The organism is Acinetobacter uliginosus, from assembly GCF_044130295.1.
Lineage (GTDB): Bacteria > Pseudomonadota > Gammaproteobacteria > Pseudomonadales > Moraxellaceae > Acinetobacter.
This window is the reverse complement of record NZ_JBIQOC010000022.1, coordinates 15,282-31,824: the sequence shown is the minus strand read 5'-3', so window position 1 is coordinate 31,824 and position 16,543 is coordinate 15,282. Positions and strand designations below refer to the sequence as shown.

The following is a 16,543-nucleotide window of genomic DNA, read 5'->3' as shown; positions in this document are numbered from 1 at the left end:
AATACCTAGGGTGTGGGAGAGATAAAATCTGTGGCGGTAAATTCGGTATGTTGTGAAGTTTCACGCCATACCTGAAGAAAATCTGCATGTTGCGGTTGATGCTGTAAATACTGGATAGTGGTCTGAACCCAATAACGGTGATCGTCACTAAGTAACTGCCCCTTGAGCAATAACCAGCGCAAGTAGATCAGCCAGGTATTCAGCACATCGCCTTCACAGTAGCTGGTCAATTTTAACCACTGCTGTTCACGGACATATTCTGGAACATGGTAAGCACCATCACCGCGCTTGCCCGGGAAACCAAGTAAGTGGGCCACATCATCCAGTTTCTGGAAATGACGGCCATTGAACATCGCCATGACATCCATCAAATCGACATGGCGCTGATGGTAACGGTTCTGGTAATTATTATAGCGCTTTTGCTGGTCAATTTCGCCCTGATCAAACAAACTCGGTGCCGACAGACCGTGATACATGGCACGGAACAGAATCACCGGCAAATCAAATTGTGAACCGTTCCAGCTCACCAAGGTCGGATGGCGCTTGTCAAAAATGGACAGGAATTTTTTTAAAATCTCTGCTTCGCCGTATTGCTCACGGCTAAATGAAAACAGTTTCATCCCCCCATTTTCATCAATCCAGAGACCAGAAATACAGACAATTTCATGTAGTGGCAAACGCTGGAAATCCATACCGGATTCCTGACGGCGCAATTTCATTAACGCCTGCTCAAGATCCGCTTCGGGCAAATCCAGATGATATAAATGCGCACCTGACTTTAAATCAGTCAGCGTTTCGATATCAAAAATCAAGACAGGTAGGCGCATTTCATCTCACAGTTTTTAATTATTCAGGGTCGACTACAGAGAATAACCCTGTAGACAGGTAGCGGTCACCACGATCACAGACAATGCAGACAATTACAGCGCCCGGATTTTCTTCCGCCAGTTTAATGGAAGCCCACACGGCACCGCCTGATGAGGTTCCGGCACTGATGCCTTCTTTACGTGCCAATTGACGCGCGGTTTTTTCCGCTTCAATTTGCGGAATATCTATAATGCGGTCAACACGTTTCGGATCAAAAATGGTAGGCAGATATTCTTGTGGCCAGCGACGGATACCGGCAATATTGGAACCTTCCGAAGGTTGCAAACCGACAATCTGAATATCCGGATTTTGTTCTTTTAAGTATTTGGAAATCCCCATAATCGTACCTGTGGTTCCCATGGAACTGACGAAATGGGTAATTTTACCGCCGGTTTGTTGCCAGATTTCCGGACCAGTCGTCCGGTAATGGGCGTCCACATTGTCCGGGTTGCCAAACTGGTTCAAGACCAGTCCTTTCCCTTCTTTTTGCATTTGCAGCGCCATATCACGCGCCTGTTCCATATTCTCAGACTCGATCAACTCGGCACCATAAGCACGCATGGCATCTTTGCGTTCCTGACTTGAACCTGCAGGCATAATGAGTTTCATTTTATAGCCACGCATGGCAGCCACCATCGCCAAGGCAATTCCCGTATTTCCACTGGTCGCTTCAATCAATGTATCGCCTGGCTTGATTTGACCACGTTTTTCAGCCTGCATAATCATATTATACGCTGGGCGGTCTTTTACCGAACCTGCAGGATTGTTTCCTTCAAGTTTAGCCAATACTGTTGCTTGAGTATGACTTGCCAAACGTTGTAAACGCACCAGAGGAGTTTTTCCTACATAGTGGTCCAGTAAAAATTCGTCAGCTTGGAAATCAGGGGTAGTATTACTCATTATTTGCACCTATATCGAGGTGCGCCTATTGTATGAAAAAATGCTTCCTCCTGCACCCATTTAGCAGGCTTTTTATTGAAAGTGATTAAAGCACAGCCAGTTTTAAATAAAGCGTGCTAATATGCAAAGCATAGGGAATCAACTGCTTTAACCATGTCAAATATCAATAAAAAGTTATTTAAGCGTCTACACTTAAATCATGCTTATGGACAACTCATCGCCATGATTTTTGTCCCCATTATGGTTTTGGCATGTGTGGGGGCATTGCTGGTTTTATCCGAAACATCCAATGCCTCACGTGCGCAGCAACGTCAGATGGCCATTGCGATTGTGACCCGCTATCAGCTTACCGCCGAAGCTGCATTCGATCTGCTCAACCGCTATCCCTGGCAATATGATCAGGCCCGTAATACCCTGCAGGTGATGCTGGATGAAAAACATCTCATTCGTGCCGCAATTATTGATCCCCAAGGCAGAAACCGTTTAAGTATTGGTTTTCAAGACCAGGAAGCCTGGCCCAAGATTGACGCTAAAGCCGATTTTGTTGGTCCTATCCTGCATAATCACAATCATATCTATGCCTTAAAAATTAATGAACATACCGATAACCCGGCCAGACTGGTGATTGAGCTGGATAACCAGCCCCTGGAAATTGCCCATTACCGGGTCATGATTGTACTGATTGCCACCGGCCTGCTGACTTTATTGCTACTGTTACTGTGCCTGAATTTCTATTCACGGCGCTGGATTGCGCCGATGTACGAAATCCGGATGCAGTTACAGCGCCTGAATGCTGACACCCTTGATCAGCACATGGTGATTAACAGTACTGGTGAATTGCGTTTATTGCAGCGTGATATTGCCAACGTGGTGAAACGCCTGCACTTCAGCTTCCTGGAACTCAAAGAACATACCGAACAGACTGAAGATGATTTGCGCCGTACCCTAGACACCCTGGAAGTGCAAAACATTACCTATCGTCAGGCACGCGACCAGGCGATTTCTGCCAACCAGTCCAAGTCGGTGTTTCTGGCCAATATCAGTCATGAACTGCGTACTCCCTTGAACAGTATTGATGGCTTTATTCATTTATTGCTGCGTCAAGGCAACCTGAGCAATGAACAAAACCTGTATTTGCAAACCATTCGTAAATCATCTGCCCATTTGTTGGCGCTGATTAATGATGTGTTGGATTTCTCCAAGATTGATGCCGGCAAACTGGAACTGGAAACAGCCCCCTTTGATCTGGAAGAAGCGATTTTTGACGTGATGGATATGCTCTCGCCATTAGCAGCACAGAAGCATATCGATATGGCCTTTTATTATGCTGATAATGTGCCGACACAAGTGATTGGCGATGCCTTACGCTTCAAGCAGATTCTGACCAACCTGATCTCCAATGCCATCAAGTTCACTCCCGATGGCGAAATTATTGTCCGTGCCCGCATGGAACATGATGATATCGGGCAATGTTTATTACACTTTAGCGTGCAGGACAGCGGCATTGGCCTCAGTGGTACGGACCGGAAAAAACTGTTTGAATCATTCTCGCAAGGTGATGCTTCGGTGACCCGTCAATTTGGCGGCACCGGACTTGGCCTGGCCATTTCCAAACAGCTGGTGCATTTGATGCAGGGGCAAATTGGCTTTGAAGACAACCAGGAACGCGCGCCGACTGAAAAAGGCTCAACCTTCTGGTTTACCGCCATGTTTGTGGTGGATGAAGAGATTGAAATTGTACATCCGCACTTTGAACAAATGCAGGTGGTTTCCTATTTATCCCATCCTGCAACCGCCAACATTTTGCGCCATTATCTGGAAAATTATGGTGTGCATCATGTCGAAACCGGCTCGATTCTGGACCTGTTCAGCCAGCTGAATAAATTCTCGAATAACGATGAAAATACCTGGCTGATTGTCGACCATAGCGGCGATGGCGAAGCCCTGCTGAAAGAAATCCGTCAACGCTACCATGGCAATATTGCCGTGTATGGCTACCAGATGGTGCTCGATCCAAGCATGCTGAATGAATACCGGGCCCGTCCACTGTATCAACCACTCAGCCGTAGTGCCTTGATTCAGCTGCTCAGCAATCAGCCTGTTTTCGAACAGGATGTACATGAAGAATTTAATGGACAGGGTCTGCATATATTGGCAGTGGATGACCATTTACCGAACCTGATTGTTCTGGAAGCACTACTTGCAGAATTAAATGTCACCACCACCAAGGCCTTAAGCGGCCAGGAAGCCATTGAAATTATTCAGCAGCGCATCGAACAGGAATTGCCTGCATTTGATGTGGTGTTTATGGATATTCAAATGCCGGTAATGTCCGGCATTGATACCACCCGTGCCATTCGCTCGCTAGAGTCGACCTTGGAAAATCATAAACGCCTGCCGATTATTGCCCTGACTGCACATGCCCTGGCTGATGAAAAACAAAAACTGTTGCAGGTCGGTATGGACGATTACGTCACCAAACCGATTCAGATGGAACAGATTATTCAGATTCTGACCCACTGGACTTCGGAAAGCTTTAAAAAGGCTAAAAGTATAGAGAAGTCCATTCTGATTGAAGCGCTCGACCCGCATATTCTGGATTGGCAACAAAGCCTGCAACTGGCAGCCAATAAAGAAGATCTGGCCATCGATTTACTAAAAATGCTGATCGACAGTTTCCCGATGGAACTGGATGAAATGCAACAGTTGATTGAAATGGAAGATTTCCCGCAACTGGAACATGTGCTGCACCGTTTATATGGGGCAACCCGTTATGTAGGTGTTCCTCGCCTTCAGGAAGTCACCGGTGGATTCGAACAGTTTGTTTCTGCTTTACGTAAAGAACGCCGCAAGGCGGATGAAGCCTTTATTCAGGAAACCCTGAAACGCTTTGATGAATTACAGTCGGTCATTCAGCAGGTTGAACAGGCCTCCCAGCAAATTTTAAACAAACCAGGGATCTGATCAGGAGTTATCTGAATGTTGAAAGTCACGTCTATCTTTAGATGTGACTCTGCTGTCATGTATCGCGGCATGTATCAGAGAAATACCCATGTTATGCTCAAAACAATAGAAAAATACAGGTCTCTACAATGGCGTTACTTCGCATAGAAAAAAATAATGGCATCGCAACCGTTTCCTTAAACCGTCCAGAAAAGCGTAATGCCATGAGCTTTGCTTTATTACGCGAACTGATCAATGCTGCCAAACAAATTAAAAAAGACCGCTCCATCCGCTGTGTCATTTTAACTGGCGAAGCACATGTCTTTAGTGCCGGCATTGATCTGGCCGATTTAAACGCGCCGAAAAATACCGCTTACGCCGCTTGGGAACTGCTAAAACCGGGACAAAGCCTGTTTCAGAAAGCATTTCTGATCTGGCAGGAACTGCCTGTTCCCGTTATTGCTGCGATTGAAGGCTATTGTCTGGGTGCCGGTATGCAACTGGCTTTGGCTGCGGATATTCGTATTGCCCATCCGGACACCAAAATGTCGATTATGGAAAGTCGCTGGGGATTGGTGCCGGACATGGGACTCACCCGTTCCCTTAAAGGCATTATCGGTCTTGATCTGGCCAAAGAACTGACCTTGACCGGGCGTATTTTTGATGCCAATTATGCCAAACAGATTGGTTTGGTGACACATCTGGATGAATCCCCAATGAGCAAAGCACAAGCGATTGCAGAAGAAATGTTGCAACGCTCTCCAGATGCATTGGCGGCCGCTAAACGGGTTCTTGATGCCATGGAACACGAACCGAAAAAATCATTACGCCTGGAGAAAATCTGGCAACTGAAATTACTGTTGGGTAAAAACAGTAAATTGGCGCGTAAAAAAGACAAAAACCCGGAAGTTCAGTTTTTACCACGGCAATATAAGTAAAATAGCGCAATAACAGGATCGTTTAGAGAAAAACACATGAGTTTTGATCGTAATACAAAAATCGCATTCTTAGGCATGGGGCTGATGGGCAGCCGCATGGCGACCCGGCTGATTCAAGCCGGTTTTGAAGTGGCTGTATGGAACAGAACAGCATCCGCCTGTGACGTGCTGATTGATATGGGTGCTACTGGCCTAGACTTGCAAGAGATTGGGCAATATCCGGTGATTCTGACCTGTCTGGCCGATGATGCTGCCGTACAGGCAGTGTTTGATCAAATCCAGAATCAACTCACTGCTGGTCAAGTGATTGTGGATTTTTCCAGTTTATCTGTGGATAAAACCAAAGCGCTGGCACAGCAGGCACAAACCCGTCAAGTGCAATGGATTGACTCGCCTGTTTCGGGTGGCACGGTAGGTGCCGAACAGGGCACCTTAGTGATTTTCGCCGGTGGCGATATCAACACCATTCAAAATTTATCGCTGATTTATAATGTGCTTTCACAACGCGTGACGCGTATGGGCGAAACAGGTACCGGACAAGCGACCAAAATTTGCAACCAACTTATTGTGGCCGCCAACAGCACCTTGATTGCCGAAGCAGTGGCCTTAGCTGGACAAGCCGGTGTAGATACCACCTTGCTTGCTCCTGCTCTTGCCGGTGGTTTTGCTGACTCGAAACCTTTCCAGATTTTAGCTCCGCGTATGGCAACGCATACTTTTGAGCCGGTGCAATGGAAAGTGCAAACCCTGTCCAAAGACTTAAATAATGCCGTGCAGCTGGCCAAGCAGTTCAATTTAGATATTCCTGTGGCAAAACAGGCGCTTTCGCAATTGAAAACCCATCAAGATAAAGGCTATGCTGAAACAGATCTGGCGACTGTCATTCAACTGGTTGAATCTTGAGCAGACCATTTTCTTTAACGAGCAAGGAGTAAAGGCATGATTAAGCTGGCGGTCAATTTATCCATGATTTTTACTGAAGTGCCTCTGATTGAGCGCTTTGCTCTGGCGCAGGCTCATGGTTTTCAGCATGTAGAAATCCAGTTTCCCTATGAACTCAGCATCGAACAGATTCAGACCCAACTCACTCTGCACGACCTGAGCTTATGCCTGATTAATGTCCCTGCAGGCGACCTGATGCAAGGCGGTAATGGTCTGGCTGGCGTACCGGGTCAAGAAATTGCATTCCATCGTGCCCTGGAAAAGGCAATTCAATACGCCACAGCACTGAATGTATCCAGTGTGAATATTTTGGCCGGTAAGCAACCGCTTGATTCCGATTTGTTGCCTTGCCTCAATACGCTGGCAAAAAATTTAAAACTGGCGTGTTCCATGTTTGCTGTACACAACATTCAGCCGGTGTTTGAAATGATTAATGGCACCGACATGCCCCGCTTTCTGGTACAAAATATTGCCCAAGCCCAAGAAATGCTGGAAGCAGTACGACACCCGGCGCTAAAAATGCAATATGACTGCTATCATATGGCGATGATGGGTGAAGATGTACTACAGGGCTTAAAGGAAAATATTCAGGATATTGGACACATCCAGTTTGCAGACTGTCCGGGACGTCATCAGCCTGATACTGCACAAATTCCCTATGCAGAAATTTTTCAGTGGTTAAACCAAAGTACCTATACAGGTTTCACTGCAGCAGAATACAAGCCACAAGCGCATTCCAGCCATTCTTTTGCCTGGAAAGATAAATATTTTGCAAAACATCCACAAAGTTAAATTATGAACAGATTTGAAATTCAGCCCCAAAACCGCTATATTACACAGTGAGATATTGTCCGGAAATTAAACCTTTTATGAATTTAGAACCATCGCCCAGCGCTTCTAATTCTCTCGAACACGCAATGAATGCTCATGCTAACGATGTACAAGCTTGCTTAAAAGTTGTACATGAAGCCCTATTAGATGTAAAAGCAAAAGATATTCTAGAACTTGATGTCAGCTCAATCAGCAATGTGGCAGATGCCATGGTCATTGCCAGCGGCACATCAACCCGTCATATTAAAGCCCTTGCAGACAATGTTGCTGAAGAAGCACGTAAAGCGGGTTTCCGCCCTCTCGGCGTTGAAGGTGAACGTGATGCCGAATGGATCCTGATCGATCTTGGGTTTGTTGTAGTTCATGTCATGCTTCCAACAGCACGTAAATTTTACGATCTGGAAAGCTTATGGCGCGCAACTCCAGAATCAGTAGCCTAAATAAACTAAAAAAGCGACCTTCAGGTCGCTTTTTTAGTGCTGCTGTTTTTAGGATGCCCAGCCTAAACTTAAGACTGAACATGCATTCAATCAAGATTGCTGCCAACTATAATAAATGATGTAAATCCACGGACGGATATTTGTTCTTGATATCCATTTTCACCCGCGCATAGACCTGATCGGCTTTACTTGGGCCATAAAATTCGCAATAGCATTCATATGATGCAGTAATCACCTGAGCATAACTGGTGAGCGGTAAACATTCTGCAAAAGCAGCGTCATTCAGATTTGCAGATTTCTCAATCGCAATGCCCAAGGCTTGGACATGATTTTTAACTTCCGCATTAAAATCATTCAGATCAGCTCTAGCTACTGTCTGTAGCACGCCATTAATCAAATCAAAAAAAGCATCGGCAAAATCGGCTGAAATCAGCACCTCCATTTGCACTTTCGGCTGGGTATCCAGTAGTACCTGTTTTTCAACCGCCGACATCTCACATAACACCTGTTTCAACATTTCTTTGCGATGAATACGCAATTCATCGGTATTGCAAATGTCATTCATAAAACGATTGAGTACAAATGAAGGTTTGTCGCCATACTCCTGTTCCCAGTAACTCAATACCCGTTCCAGTACAGTTCCTTGCAAATAATGACTTAAACCGCGTTCAATCGCCTGTTTCTTTTGCATCACAGTGAGTAATTCATTTGGCATAGCGAAACTCCCCTTCTTGGTTTAGTGGCGTTTGGTAATATCATCTGTTTCAAAAGTCACATCATGCTGAAATTCAGGATAGGACAGCTCGGCATGTTCGGTATAATCCAAACCGCGTTGTTCATGTTGCGTGCTGACACGCAAGCCACCCAATATTTTCTCCAGCAGCTTAAAAGTAATCAGCGCGATTCCGAATCCCCAAGCAAATGCTGCCAGCACACCTAAAACCTGAATAGACACAATTTGTGAGTTAAACATATCGGCTTCAAAAAACAGGCCTGCAGCCACGGTTCCCCACGCCCCACAAAAACCATGAACAGTAACGGCATCCACCACATCATCCAGTTTTAATTTTTCCATGACGCTTGGCATGACGCTGACAATGAGCCCGGCAATGAGTCCAGTAATCACGGCAAATAAAGGTGACATGGTGGCACAACCCGCCGTAATCCCCACTAAACCGCCCAATGAAGCATTAATTGTGGTCTGCATTAGAATTGCCTTACCACGAATTAAGGCATACAGCATATAAGCCACTGCAGCAGCACAGGCCGCCAGATGGGTATTTAAAGCAATACGACCGATACTGACACTGGCATTCACGGTGGATGCAGCATTAAAACCAAACCATGCCAGCCAGAGAATAAAACCACCCAAAGCCACCAAAGGCAGGTTATGCCCTGCCAGATGGTGAGTTTGTCCATTACGCCCGAAACGTCCCAAGCGCGGACCTAGTACAATAATACCGGCCAATGCCACCCAGCCACCGATTGAATGCACTACAGTTGAACCGGCAAAGTCGATAAAACCCATTGCTTTTAACCAGCCTGAGCCCTCAAAAATACTGCCCCACGCCCAACTGCCAAAGACAGGATAAATAAGGCCACTGACCACAGCCGCCCCTACAATATAAGCAACAAAGTGAATACGCTCTGCCATGGCACCACTGGCAATTGTAGTTGCAGTAGCGGCAAACATCATTTGAAAGAACAACAGATTCCAATGCCAGTCATCCAAGTCATTGGGCGCAAAATGACTGGTGCCCATCCAACCTGAAGCGTTGACCCCAAACATTAAACCAAAACCGACTAACCAGAAGACCAATCCCCCCAGACAAGCATCCATATAATTTTTCATGAGTACATTGACGGTATTTTTACTACGTACAGAACCACTTTCCACCAGTGCAAAACCGGCCTGCATAAAGAATACCAATATACCGCCCATCACCACCCAGACACTGTCGAGCGATAAGCGTATTTCCTGAATATTCGCTGCGTTTGTCGCAGCTTCACTTGCAAATGCAGGTAGTGAACATACACATAACAGCAATGCAAGATACTTTATTATTTTCATGAACAGTCCCCCTAAAACTGAATCACAAAAATGCAAAAGAAATGCCAGATTATCGAAATTTATCTTTTTATTTAAAAAGACAGGCAAATGCCAGTTTTAACACAACTTAATTTCTAAAAATATCCCTCATCGGCAATACCTATTTAGAAATAAACAGTTAATTGCCATTTTATAAAGCATTTTTGCAATATCGCTTGATCAAGCAGCACCAAATAAAACAAGAAACCATAGCCTGATAAAAGTGTGCTCTGCACTATTCTTCAATTTAATTGTTGAAAAGTCATATATTCTAGAATTAAAAAACCACCCGAAGGTGGTTTTAATCTCCCTAAATCCCTCTTTATGAAAGAGGGACTTTTGAAGCGTGGATTTAGTGACCGCCGCCGTTAATGGCTTTAGTCATGTCTTCTACGACTTTCTTGGCATCGCCGAAAATCATCATGGTTTTTTCATTATAGAACAAGTCGTTATCCAGACCCGCATAACCGGTTGCCATAGAACGCTTGATCACCATAATAGTACGTGCTTTATGTGCTTCCAGAATCGGCATGCCGTAAATTGGTGAACTTGGATCATCTTTCGCTGCAGGGTTAACGACGTCGTTTGCACCAATGACTAACACAACATCAGTTGCCGGGAAGTCCGAGTTGATTTCATCCATTTCCAGAATGTCTTCATACGCTACATCAGCTTCCGCAAGCAATACGTTCATGTGACCTGGCATACGACCTGCCACCGGGTGAATCGCAAAACGTACTTTCACGCCTTGTTCTTTCAGGATTTCACACAGTTCTTTCACGGCATTTTGCGCACGGCCTTGAGCCATACCATAACCTGGAACAATCACTACGCTATCTGCATTTGACATCAGGAAGCCTGCGTCATCTGCTGAACCAGAACGGTGGTTACGTTGAACTTGCTCACCTTTATCTGCTGATGCAACTGCTGCACCGCCCATCGCACCACCAAACAAGACATTGATGATTGAACGGTTCATGGCTTTACACATAATGTAAGACAGAATCGCACCTGAAGAACCCACCAGTGAACCCGCAACAATCAACATATTGTTTTCTAAAGTGAAACCAATACCTGCCGCAGCCCAGCCAGAGAATGAGTTCAACAGTGACACCACCACCGGCATATCGCCGCCACCGACCGGTGCAATCCATACCCAGCCAAATGCAAGTGCCAGAGCAGTCATTGCCCAGAAAGCCTGCATGTTACCTGTTGAGAAGAAGATGAAACCACAGCTTAACATCGCCAGGAAAATAATCGCCTGTAGCGGTTTAACCCAGCCACCCGAAATGGTTTTCGCCCATTTTTTCGCAGCCAGTTTACCGTAAGCAAATACTGAAGCGGTAAAGGTAATCGCACCAACGAAACAACCTACAAATAATTCAAAAAGATGAACTTTGCTCATGTGGGCATGTTCAACACCCGCAGCTGTTAACGCCGCTTCATTTTGTGCAAATAGTGCCGTTAACTGGTTGTTATGCAGAATCGCAGCAATAGCAATCAGCACTGCAGCCAAACCGACTAATGAGTGCATCAATGCAACGGTTTCCGGCATTTGCGTCATCGGAACGGTACGTGCACGAGCAATACCTACGATTGCACCTAACACCATTGCGCCGCCAATCATCCAGACCACAGGATGATCAGCAACAAAGAAGGTGGTGATCACGGCAATGGCCATTGCAATCATACCGTAACGGTTACCGGCAATTGCTGTTTTAGGACCAGACAAACCACGTAAAGTTAAGATAAAAAGAACGGCACCCACCAGGTAGAACCAATCCGCATAGTCTCGAATGAATTCCATGTTTTAGCCCTCTTTTTTCTTTTGCTTTGGCTTGAACATTTCAAGCATACGTGCAGTTACGGCGAAGCCACCAAAAATGTTGATACTTGCCAGAAATACTGCGACTGCACCCAAAATACTGACCACGTTGATGCTCTGGAATTGCACATTGGCTTCAACCAAACCCGGAATGCCAACCGTCTGCAACATCGCACCCACCACAATAATCGATGACAAGGCGTTGGTTACCGCCATCAATGGCGTATGTAATGCAGGTGTAACGCCCCAAACCACGTAGTAACCTACGAAAATGGCAAGGACGAAAATTGTAATCGTTTCAACCATGATGACTCTCCTTAACCACGCTTCAGCAGCACTTGACCGCCATGAGTTACTAGCAGGGCTTTTTGAATTTCTTCTTCCGGATTGATGGCAAATTTTTTCTCTGCATCAAAAAGGGTATCGAGGAAATTAAAGACATTACGTGCATACAGTGCTGAGGCTTCGGTCGCAACTGTAGATGGGATATTCGGAATACCCAAAATGGTCACGCCATTATCCGTCACGACATTTTCGCCGCACTTGGAACCTTCCACGTTACCGCCTGATTCAACCGCCATATCCAGAATGATTGAACCCGGTTTCATTTTGGCCACCGTTTCAGCACGAATTAAACGCGGTGCATCACGGCCGGGTAACAGTGCAGTGGTAATCACGATATCGGCATTAGAAACAGCTTTATCGACAATGGCCGCCTGGTCTTTGATATATTGCTCACCTGGCATCCAGCCATAACCATTTTTAGCAGCGTCCGCAGCTTTTTGCTTTTCTTCATCCGACATTGGTACGTCTAGCCATTTACCGCCAAGTGATTCGACCTGATCACGTGCAGTTGGACGTAAATCGGTGGCTTCAACCACAGCACCTAAACGTTTAGCAGTCGCAATGGCTTGCAGACCGGCAACCCCAACCCCCATGATGACCACACGGGCCGGTTTTACCGTACCCGCAGCCGTCATGAGCATTGGGAACATGCGTTGATATTCTGCTGCCGCCAAAAGTACCGATTTATAACCGGCCAAGTTGGCTTGAGAAGACAGCACGTCCATGTTTTGTGCACGGGACAACGTACGTGGTAAAAGTTCCAGTGCAAATGCAGAAACCTGCTTTGCTGCAAACTTATCAAGTTCAGTGTTGCGATACGGGTCAAACATTGCAATCACTGCGGTGTTTGCTGCAAGTTTTTGAATTTCATCACCTTGAGGGGCACGAACTTTCAAAATAATCTGACTGCCGGTATAGGCATCATCGGTAATTTTGGCGCCGACCTGTTCATAGGCACTGTCAATATAAGCAGCTTTTACCCCTGCTCTACGTTCAATGACTACAGTATGACCAGCACTGATCAACTTCTTTACTGTTTCTGGCGTTGCAGCCACACGATTTTCACCGACCACAGTTTCGGTTGGGATTCCAATCTGCATGAGCGTTCCTCAAGCTAATTTTTCTTCAGTAAACATCGCGGTGAGCAATGTTTCCCCCAGGATGCGTTTTTGTTGAATTTTTGGATTCTAATTGAACTTTTTTAAATTACTACCCAATATTTATTTAATAAATACCCATATTTTGAACTGATGATTCATAAAAATAATAGTTTCATATAGGATTCGTCGGTTTTACTTTAATTTTAGCTCGTCTTCATGACTTTAAATGCCAGCCTGAAAAAGCCATGAATCTTTATCTTGACCTTCCCGCTCACCATTTCCAGCCGGCTTGTCCCACAAAATTGATCTTTCTGACATTCTTCCTTTAATCAGAATTTAAATAAATACCCAGAAAGTTGCTTGATTTACTTATCGACTAATTAAATTTAAATAATTTTCTCCCCCTTTATTGGCCAGAATGATATCTTGGATGGACTTGTTCCCTTAAAAAATAAGTGATTGTCTATCTGGTTTTGCCTAAATCAAGTCTGGAGCTGCATATCAGAAAAAATGCTGATTTTGCTTATTTTTATGTTTTTTTGTTATTTAATGCTTATTCACCCTAAGTCTAAGGTAATTCAAAAAATTAATTAAAAAAAATTTTACAGCCATTTCGCTTGATGATGTTTTACGCTAAATTTGTCTCAATTCAACATTTTATGCACAAATTTAGTGCATAAATTTATTTTTGATACTCATCTTCTTGTTTTTATTACTTTTAAAAGAGTAGGCATAGCGATATAACGTTTCTAAACAAACGTGTTTGAATAAAATTTAGACAAAAACAAAACTCACTTTCCAGAGAAGCCAAGCCAGTTGTCATTAACCTCTAAAAAATAACTCTAAGCATCAATCATTCCTAATTGGAATTATAATTCGCATCTTTTTGCATTTAACCTCGGGGCTTAAAAACTTTATAATTCAACTTTGTCTCGATCTTTTTCGGATCAGAAGCCCTAATCAAGCAGGTAAAATGAAACCGACTCTAAGCCAAACACAATTAGGTTCATTATTTGCGATTGGTGCTGCTTTCCTGTTTAGTACCAAAGCCATTTTTATCAAGCAAACCTATGCCTTGTCGCCTTTGGTCGATGGCACGGTACTGATGGCTTTGCGTATGGCCAGTGCCTTACCGTTTTTTTTGCTGCTGTGCTGGTTCAACCGTCATCATAATAAAGAACTGGCAGCGAAAGACTGGGGTTTGTTGATTGTTGCAGGGCTCATGGGTTACTACTTTTCAAGCTGGCTGGATTTTGTTGGTCTGATGTATATCAGTGCCTCACTGGAACGGATTATTTTATTTCTCTATCCCACACTGACGGTTCTGGCTTCCAGTGCCATTTATAAGCAGAAACTTAGCCTGAAAAGCATGCTGGCCATCGCCTTAAGTTACGGCGGTACGGTCATTGTGATGCTACAGGAACAAAGCAACGTTGCACATGAAGGTCATTTCTGGCTTGGGGTCAGTCTGGTCTTTGCCAGTGCAGTATGTTTTGCCGGGTACTTATTGCTTACTCCACGACTGATTCAACGTTTTGGTTCCTGGAATTTTACCGGTTTGGCACTGAGTATTGCCTGTATCGGCACCCTAACCCATTACATGATTGCCATGCCGCAGCCTTTGCATTTATTCACCCAGCTACCTGTCAGTGTAATTGGGTACGGCATTGCCTTAGGCCTGCTGGTCACAGTTTTACCGACGGTACTGATGGCACAGAGTATTGTCCGCTTGGGTGCTGCACAGTCTGCCATGATTGCTTCAATTGGCCCGATTCTGACCATTATCTTGGCCACTATTTTTTTAGGTGAACATCTAAATGCCATTCAATGGCTAGGCTGTATGCTCAATATCATTGGCGTCATGATGATTACTCTTGCTAAAAAGAAATTCTCACATTAGTTTTTGCCTGGTCTGATTCAAGCCTGCCGCAAACTAAAAAAATACGGCTTTTAAAATAGCCACAGAACGCTGAATAGAGATTGCTTTCGCCCTATATTTGTACGTCCAGACTGATAGGGCTTGCTATACTCTGCATGTACATTGCAATACCGGCAAACTTTGCCTACCTGAAACAAAACAAGGATGGTTATGAAAACTTCTCTCGACATCAGCCAGGATAAATCTTTACTCTGGCTCATGGCCATAGCCTGTGGTCTGTGTGCGGGAGCCAACTATTATTGCCAGCCTTTAATCCATTCCATCCAGCAATATTTTCATGTTCCTGAATCACAAGTCGCCTTAACCGTGACGTTTGCCCAGGTATCCTATGCACTGGGTCTATTGTTTATTGTTCCAATGGGTGACATTGTCAATAAAACCAAATTTATTCCTTTACTGATGGTCATGACTGCCATTGGTTTATTTCTATGTGCTTTTGCCATCAACTTACCCATGCTTTGGCTGGGAACCATAATTACAGGGCTATTTTCAGTCGCAGCACAGGTCCTGATTCCCCTAGCCACCATGGCCGTCAAACCTGAAAAAACAGGTGAAGTGGTGGGCTTCCTGATGAGTGGACTTCTGGTCGGACTACTGCTATCCACTAGTCTTGCGGGTTTAATGTCCAACCTGTTCAACTGGAAACTGATCTATATGCTCAGTGCCATATTGATGCTGATGTTAGCCTTTCTCCTCAAAACCAAACTGCCCCACATCAGCATACTAAAAATGAGCTATACGCAAATTTTTAAATCCATGGCGATTTTACTGAAACAGGAACCGCGTTTAGGATTTCGTTCATTGATTGGTGGTTTTGTATTTGCTTCCATGAGTACCCTGTTTTCGACCATTGCCATTTTACTGACCTCATCCCCGTTTCATCTTTCCGATGTATTGGTGGGTGTTGTAACGCTGGCGGGAGTGTTTGGTGCATTGTCTACAACGAAAATTGGCAAAATTGCCGATCAGGGCCATACCCAGTCACTGACCTGGATCGGCCTGTTAACGCTGATTGTGAGCTGGTTTTTTCTTTATTTCGGTGGGCAGTCTTTGCTGAGTTATATGATTGGCTACGGCGTAATCAGTCTGGGGCTCACCATTGTGCACACCAGTAATCAAAATATTATTTTCCGTCTACGTCCAGATGCCAAATCGCGGATTAATTCTATTTATATGACTTCTTACTTTATTGGTGGAGCCTGTGGTTCTGCACTCGGAGTCTATGCATGGCATCATGGCGGCTGGAAGATGACCTGTATTGCAGGAGTGAGTCTGGTACTCTGCGCTGCTTTTTTTGCATTTCTGGATATGCGTTATCACGCTCGCAGCGTGCCTCTTTCAAAATAAAATTGCAAATGAAACAGTTTTTGATCTTGCTGTCTAT

At 44.8% G+C, this 16,543-nt stretch carries 14 protein-coding genes; 7 read left to right on the top strand and 7 right to left on the bottom strand.

The genetic code is table 11. The annotated features are described in order from the left end of the window. Positions 1-5: 5 nt before the first annotated feature. Together ACE01T_RS06315 and cysM are read right to left on the bottom strand one after the other, a co-directional pair. Positions 6-827 (bottom strand): 3'-5' exonuclease, encoded by an 822-nt coding sequence (locus ACE01T_RS06315; protein ID WP_395518957.1) that lies wholly within the window; start codon positions 825-827, stop codon positions 6-8. A gap of 19 nt (positions 828-846) precedes the next feature. Continuing rightward, positions 847-1,767, bottom strand: coding sequence for a cysteine synthase CysM (gene cysM / locus ACE01T_RS06310; RefSeq protein WP_086195860.1), 921 nt, complete (start codon positions 1,765-1,767; stop codon positions 847-849). Positions 1,768-1,920: 153 nt separating this feature from the next. Between cysM and ACE01T_RS06305 the strand changes: the two genes are divergently transcribed. From ACE01T_RS06305 to rsfS, 5 genes are all read left to right on the top strand, one after another. Next, positions 1,921-4,731, top strand: coding sequence for a GacS-like sensor histidine kinase (locus ACE01T_RS06305; RefSeq protein ID WP_395518956.1), 2,811 nt, complete (start codon positions 1,921-1,923; stop codon positions 4,729-4,731). 128 nt (positions 4,732-4,859) lie between these two features. Then, positions 4,860-5,648 (top strand): crotonase/enoyl-CoA hydratase family protein, encoded by a 789-nt coding sequence (locus tag ACE01T_RS06300; RefSeq protein ID WP_395518955.1) that lies wholly within the window; start codon positions 4,860-4,862, stop codon positions 5,646-5,648. Between the two features lie 36 nt (positions 5,649-5,684). Further along, entirely contained in the window at positions 5,685-6,551 is an 867-nt protein-coding gene (locus ACE01T_RS06295; RefSeq protein ID WP_166171385.1) for an NAD(P)-dependent oxidoreductase, read from the top strand. A gap of 36 nt (positions 6,552-6,587) precedes the next feature. After that, entirely contained in the window at positions 6,588-7,382 is a 795-nt protein-coding gene (locus tag ACE01T_RS06290; RefSeq protein ID WP_200223177.1) for a hydroxypyruvate isomerase family protein, read from the top strand. Positions 7,383-7,459: 77 nt separating this feature from the next. Further along, the gene (gene rsfS, locus ACE01T_RS06285) at positions 7,460-7,861 is read left to right on the top strand and encodes a ribosome silencing factor (protein WP_166171389.1); all 402 of its coding nucleotides are present in this window, start codon (positions 7,460-7,462) and stop codon (positions 7,859-7,861) included. A 106-nt stretch (positions 7,862-7,967) separates the two neighbouring features. Here rsfS and ACE01T_RS06280 read toward each other — a convergent pair whose 3' ends face one another. The 5 genes from ACE01T_RS06280 to ACE01T_RS06260 form a co-directional block, all read right to left on the bottom strand. Then, complete coding sequence (locus ACE01T_RS06280) at positions 7,968-8,576, bottom strand: hypothetical protein (protein ID WP_166171391.1); 609 nt, start codon at positions 8,574-8,576, stop codon at positions 7,968-7,970. 21 nt (positions 8,577-8,597) lie between these two features. Further along, the gene (locus tag ACE01T_RS06275) at positions 8,598-9,932 is read right to left on the bottom strand and encodes an ammonium transporter (RefSeq protein WP_395518954.1); all 1,335 of its coding nucleotides are present in this window, start codon (positions 9,930-9,932) and stop codon (positions 8,598-8,600) included. Between the two features lie 370 nt (positions 9,933-10,302). Next, positions 10,303-11,757 carry an NAD(P)(+) transhydrogenase (Re/Si-specific) subunit beta gene (locus ACE01T_RS06270; protein ID WP_086195868.1) on the bottom strand — a complete coding sequence of 485 codons (1,455 nt, stop codon included), beginning with the start codon at positions 11,755-11,757 and terminating at the stop codon, positions 10,303-10,305. 3 nt (positions 11,758-11,760) lie between these two features. Then, the gene (locus ACE01T_RS06265) at positions 11,761-12,081 is read right to left on the bottom strand and encodes a proton-translocating transhydrogenase family protein (RefSeq protein ID WP_086195869.1); all 321 of its coding nucleotides are present in this window, start codon (positions 12,079-12,081) and stop codon (positions 11,761-11,763) included. 11 nt (positions 12,082-12,092) lie between these two features. Next, positions 12,093-13,220 (bottom strand): Re/Si-specific NAD(P)(+) transhydrogenase subunit alpha, encoded by a 1,128-nt coding sequence (locus ACE01T_RS06260; RefSeq protein WP_166171395.1) that lies wholly within the window; start codon positions 13,218-13,220, stop codon positions 12,093-12,095. 973 nt (positions 13,221-14,193) lie between these two features. Between ACE01T_RS06260 and ACE01T_RS06255 the strand changes: the two genes are divergently transcribed. Both ACE01T_RS06255 and ACE01T_RS06250 read left to right on the top strand, forming a co-directional pair. Then, entirely contained in the window at positions 14,194-15,120 is a 927-nt protein-coding gene (locus tag ACE01T_RS06255; RefSeq protein WP_166171397.1) for a DMT family transporter, read from the top strand. 189 nt (positions 15,121-15,309) lie between these two features. Further along, complete coding sequence (locus ACE01T_RS06250; protein WP_166171399.1) at positions 15,310-16,506, top strand: MFS transporter; 1,197 nt, start codon at positions 15,310-15,312, stop codon at positions 16,504-16,506. The last annotated feature ends 37 nt before the right edge of the window (positions 16,507-16,543 follow it).

What these genes read in the sequence shown, in the direction of transcription:
- ACE01T_RS06315 (WP_395518957.1), bottom strand. Translation starts at nt 827, where the DNA reads ATGCGCCTACCTGTCTTGATTTTTGATATCGAAACGCTGACTGATTTA.
- cysM (WP_086195860.1), bottom strand. Translation starts at nt 1,767, where the DNA reads ATGAGTAATACTACCCCTGATTTCCAAGCTGACGAATTTTTACTGGAC.
- ACE01T_RS06305 (WP_395518956.1), top strand. Translation starts at nt 1,921, where the DNA reads ATGTCAAATATCAATAAAAAGTTATTTAAGCGTCTACACTTAAATCAT.
- ACE01T_RS06300 (WP_395518955.1), top strand. Translation starts at nt 4,860, where the DNA reads ATGGCGTTACTTCGCATAGAAAAAAATAATGGCATCGCAACCGTTTCC.
- ACE01T_RS06295 (WP_166171385.1), top strand. Translation starts at nt 5,685, where the DNA reads ATGAGTTTTGATCGTAATACAAAAATCGCATTCTTAGGCATGGGGCTG.
- ACE01T_RS06290 (WP_200223177.1), top strand. Translation starts at nt 6,588, where the DNA reads ATGATTAAGCTGGCGGTCAATTTATCCATGATTTTTACTGAAGTGCCT.
- rsfS (WP_166171389.1), top strand. Translation starts at nt 7,460, where the DNA reads ATGAATTTAGAACCATCGCCCAGCGCTTCTAATTCTCTCGAACACGCA.
- ACE01T_RS06280 (WP_166171391.1), bottom strand. Translation starts at nt 8,576, where the DNA reads ATGCCAAATGAATTACTCACTGTGATGCAAAAGAAACAGGCGATTGAA.
- ACE01T_RS06275 (WP_395518954.1), bottom strand. Translation starts at nt 9,932, where the DNA reads ATGAAAATAATAAAGTATCTTGCATTGCTGTTATGTGTATGTTCACTA.
- ACE01T_RS06270 (WP_086195868.1), bottom strand. Translation starts at nt 11,757, where the DNA reads ATGGAATTCATTCGAGACTATGCGGATTGGTTCTACCTGGTGGGTGCC.
- ACE01T_RS06265 (WP_086195869.1), bottom strand. Translation starts at nt 12,081, where the DNA reads ATGGTTGAAACGATTACAATTTTCGTCCTTGCCATTTTCGTAGGTTAC.
- ACE01T_RS06260 (WP_166171395.1), bottom strand. Translation starts at nt 13,220, where the DNA reads ATGCAGATTGGAATCCCAACCGAAACTGTGGTCGGTGAAAATCGTGTG.
- ACE01T_RS06255 (WP_166171397.1), top strand. Translation starts at nt 14,194, where the DNA reads ATGAAACCGACTCTAAGCCAAACACAATTAGGTTCATTATTTGCGATT.
- ACE01T_RS06250 (WP_166171399.1), top strand. Translation starts at nt 15,310, where the DNA reads ATGAAAACTTCTCTCGACATCAGCCAGGATAAATCTTTACTCTGGCTC.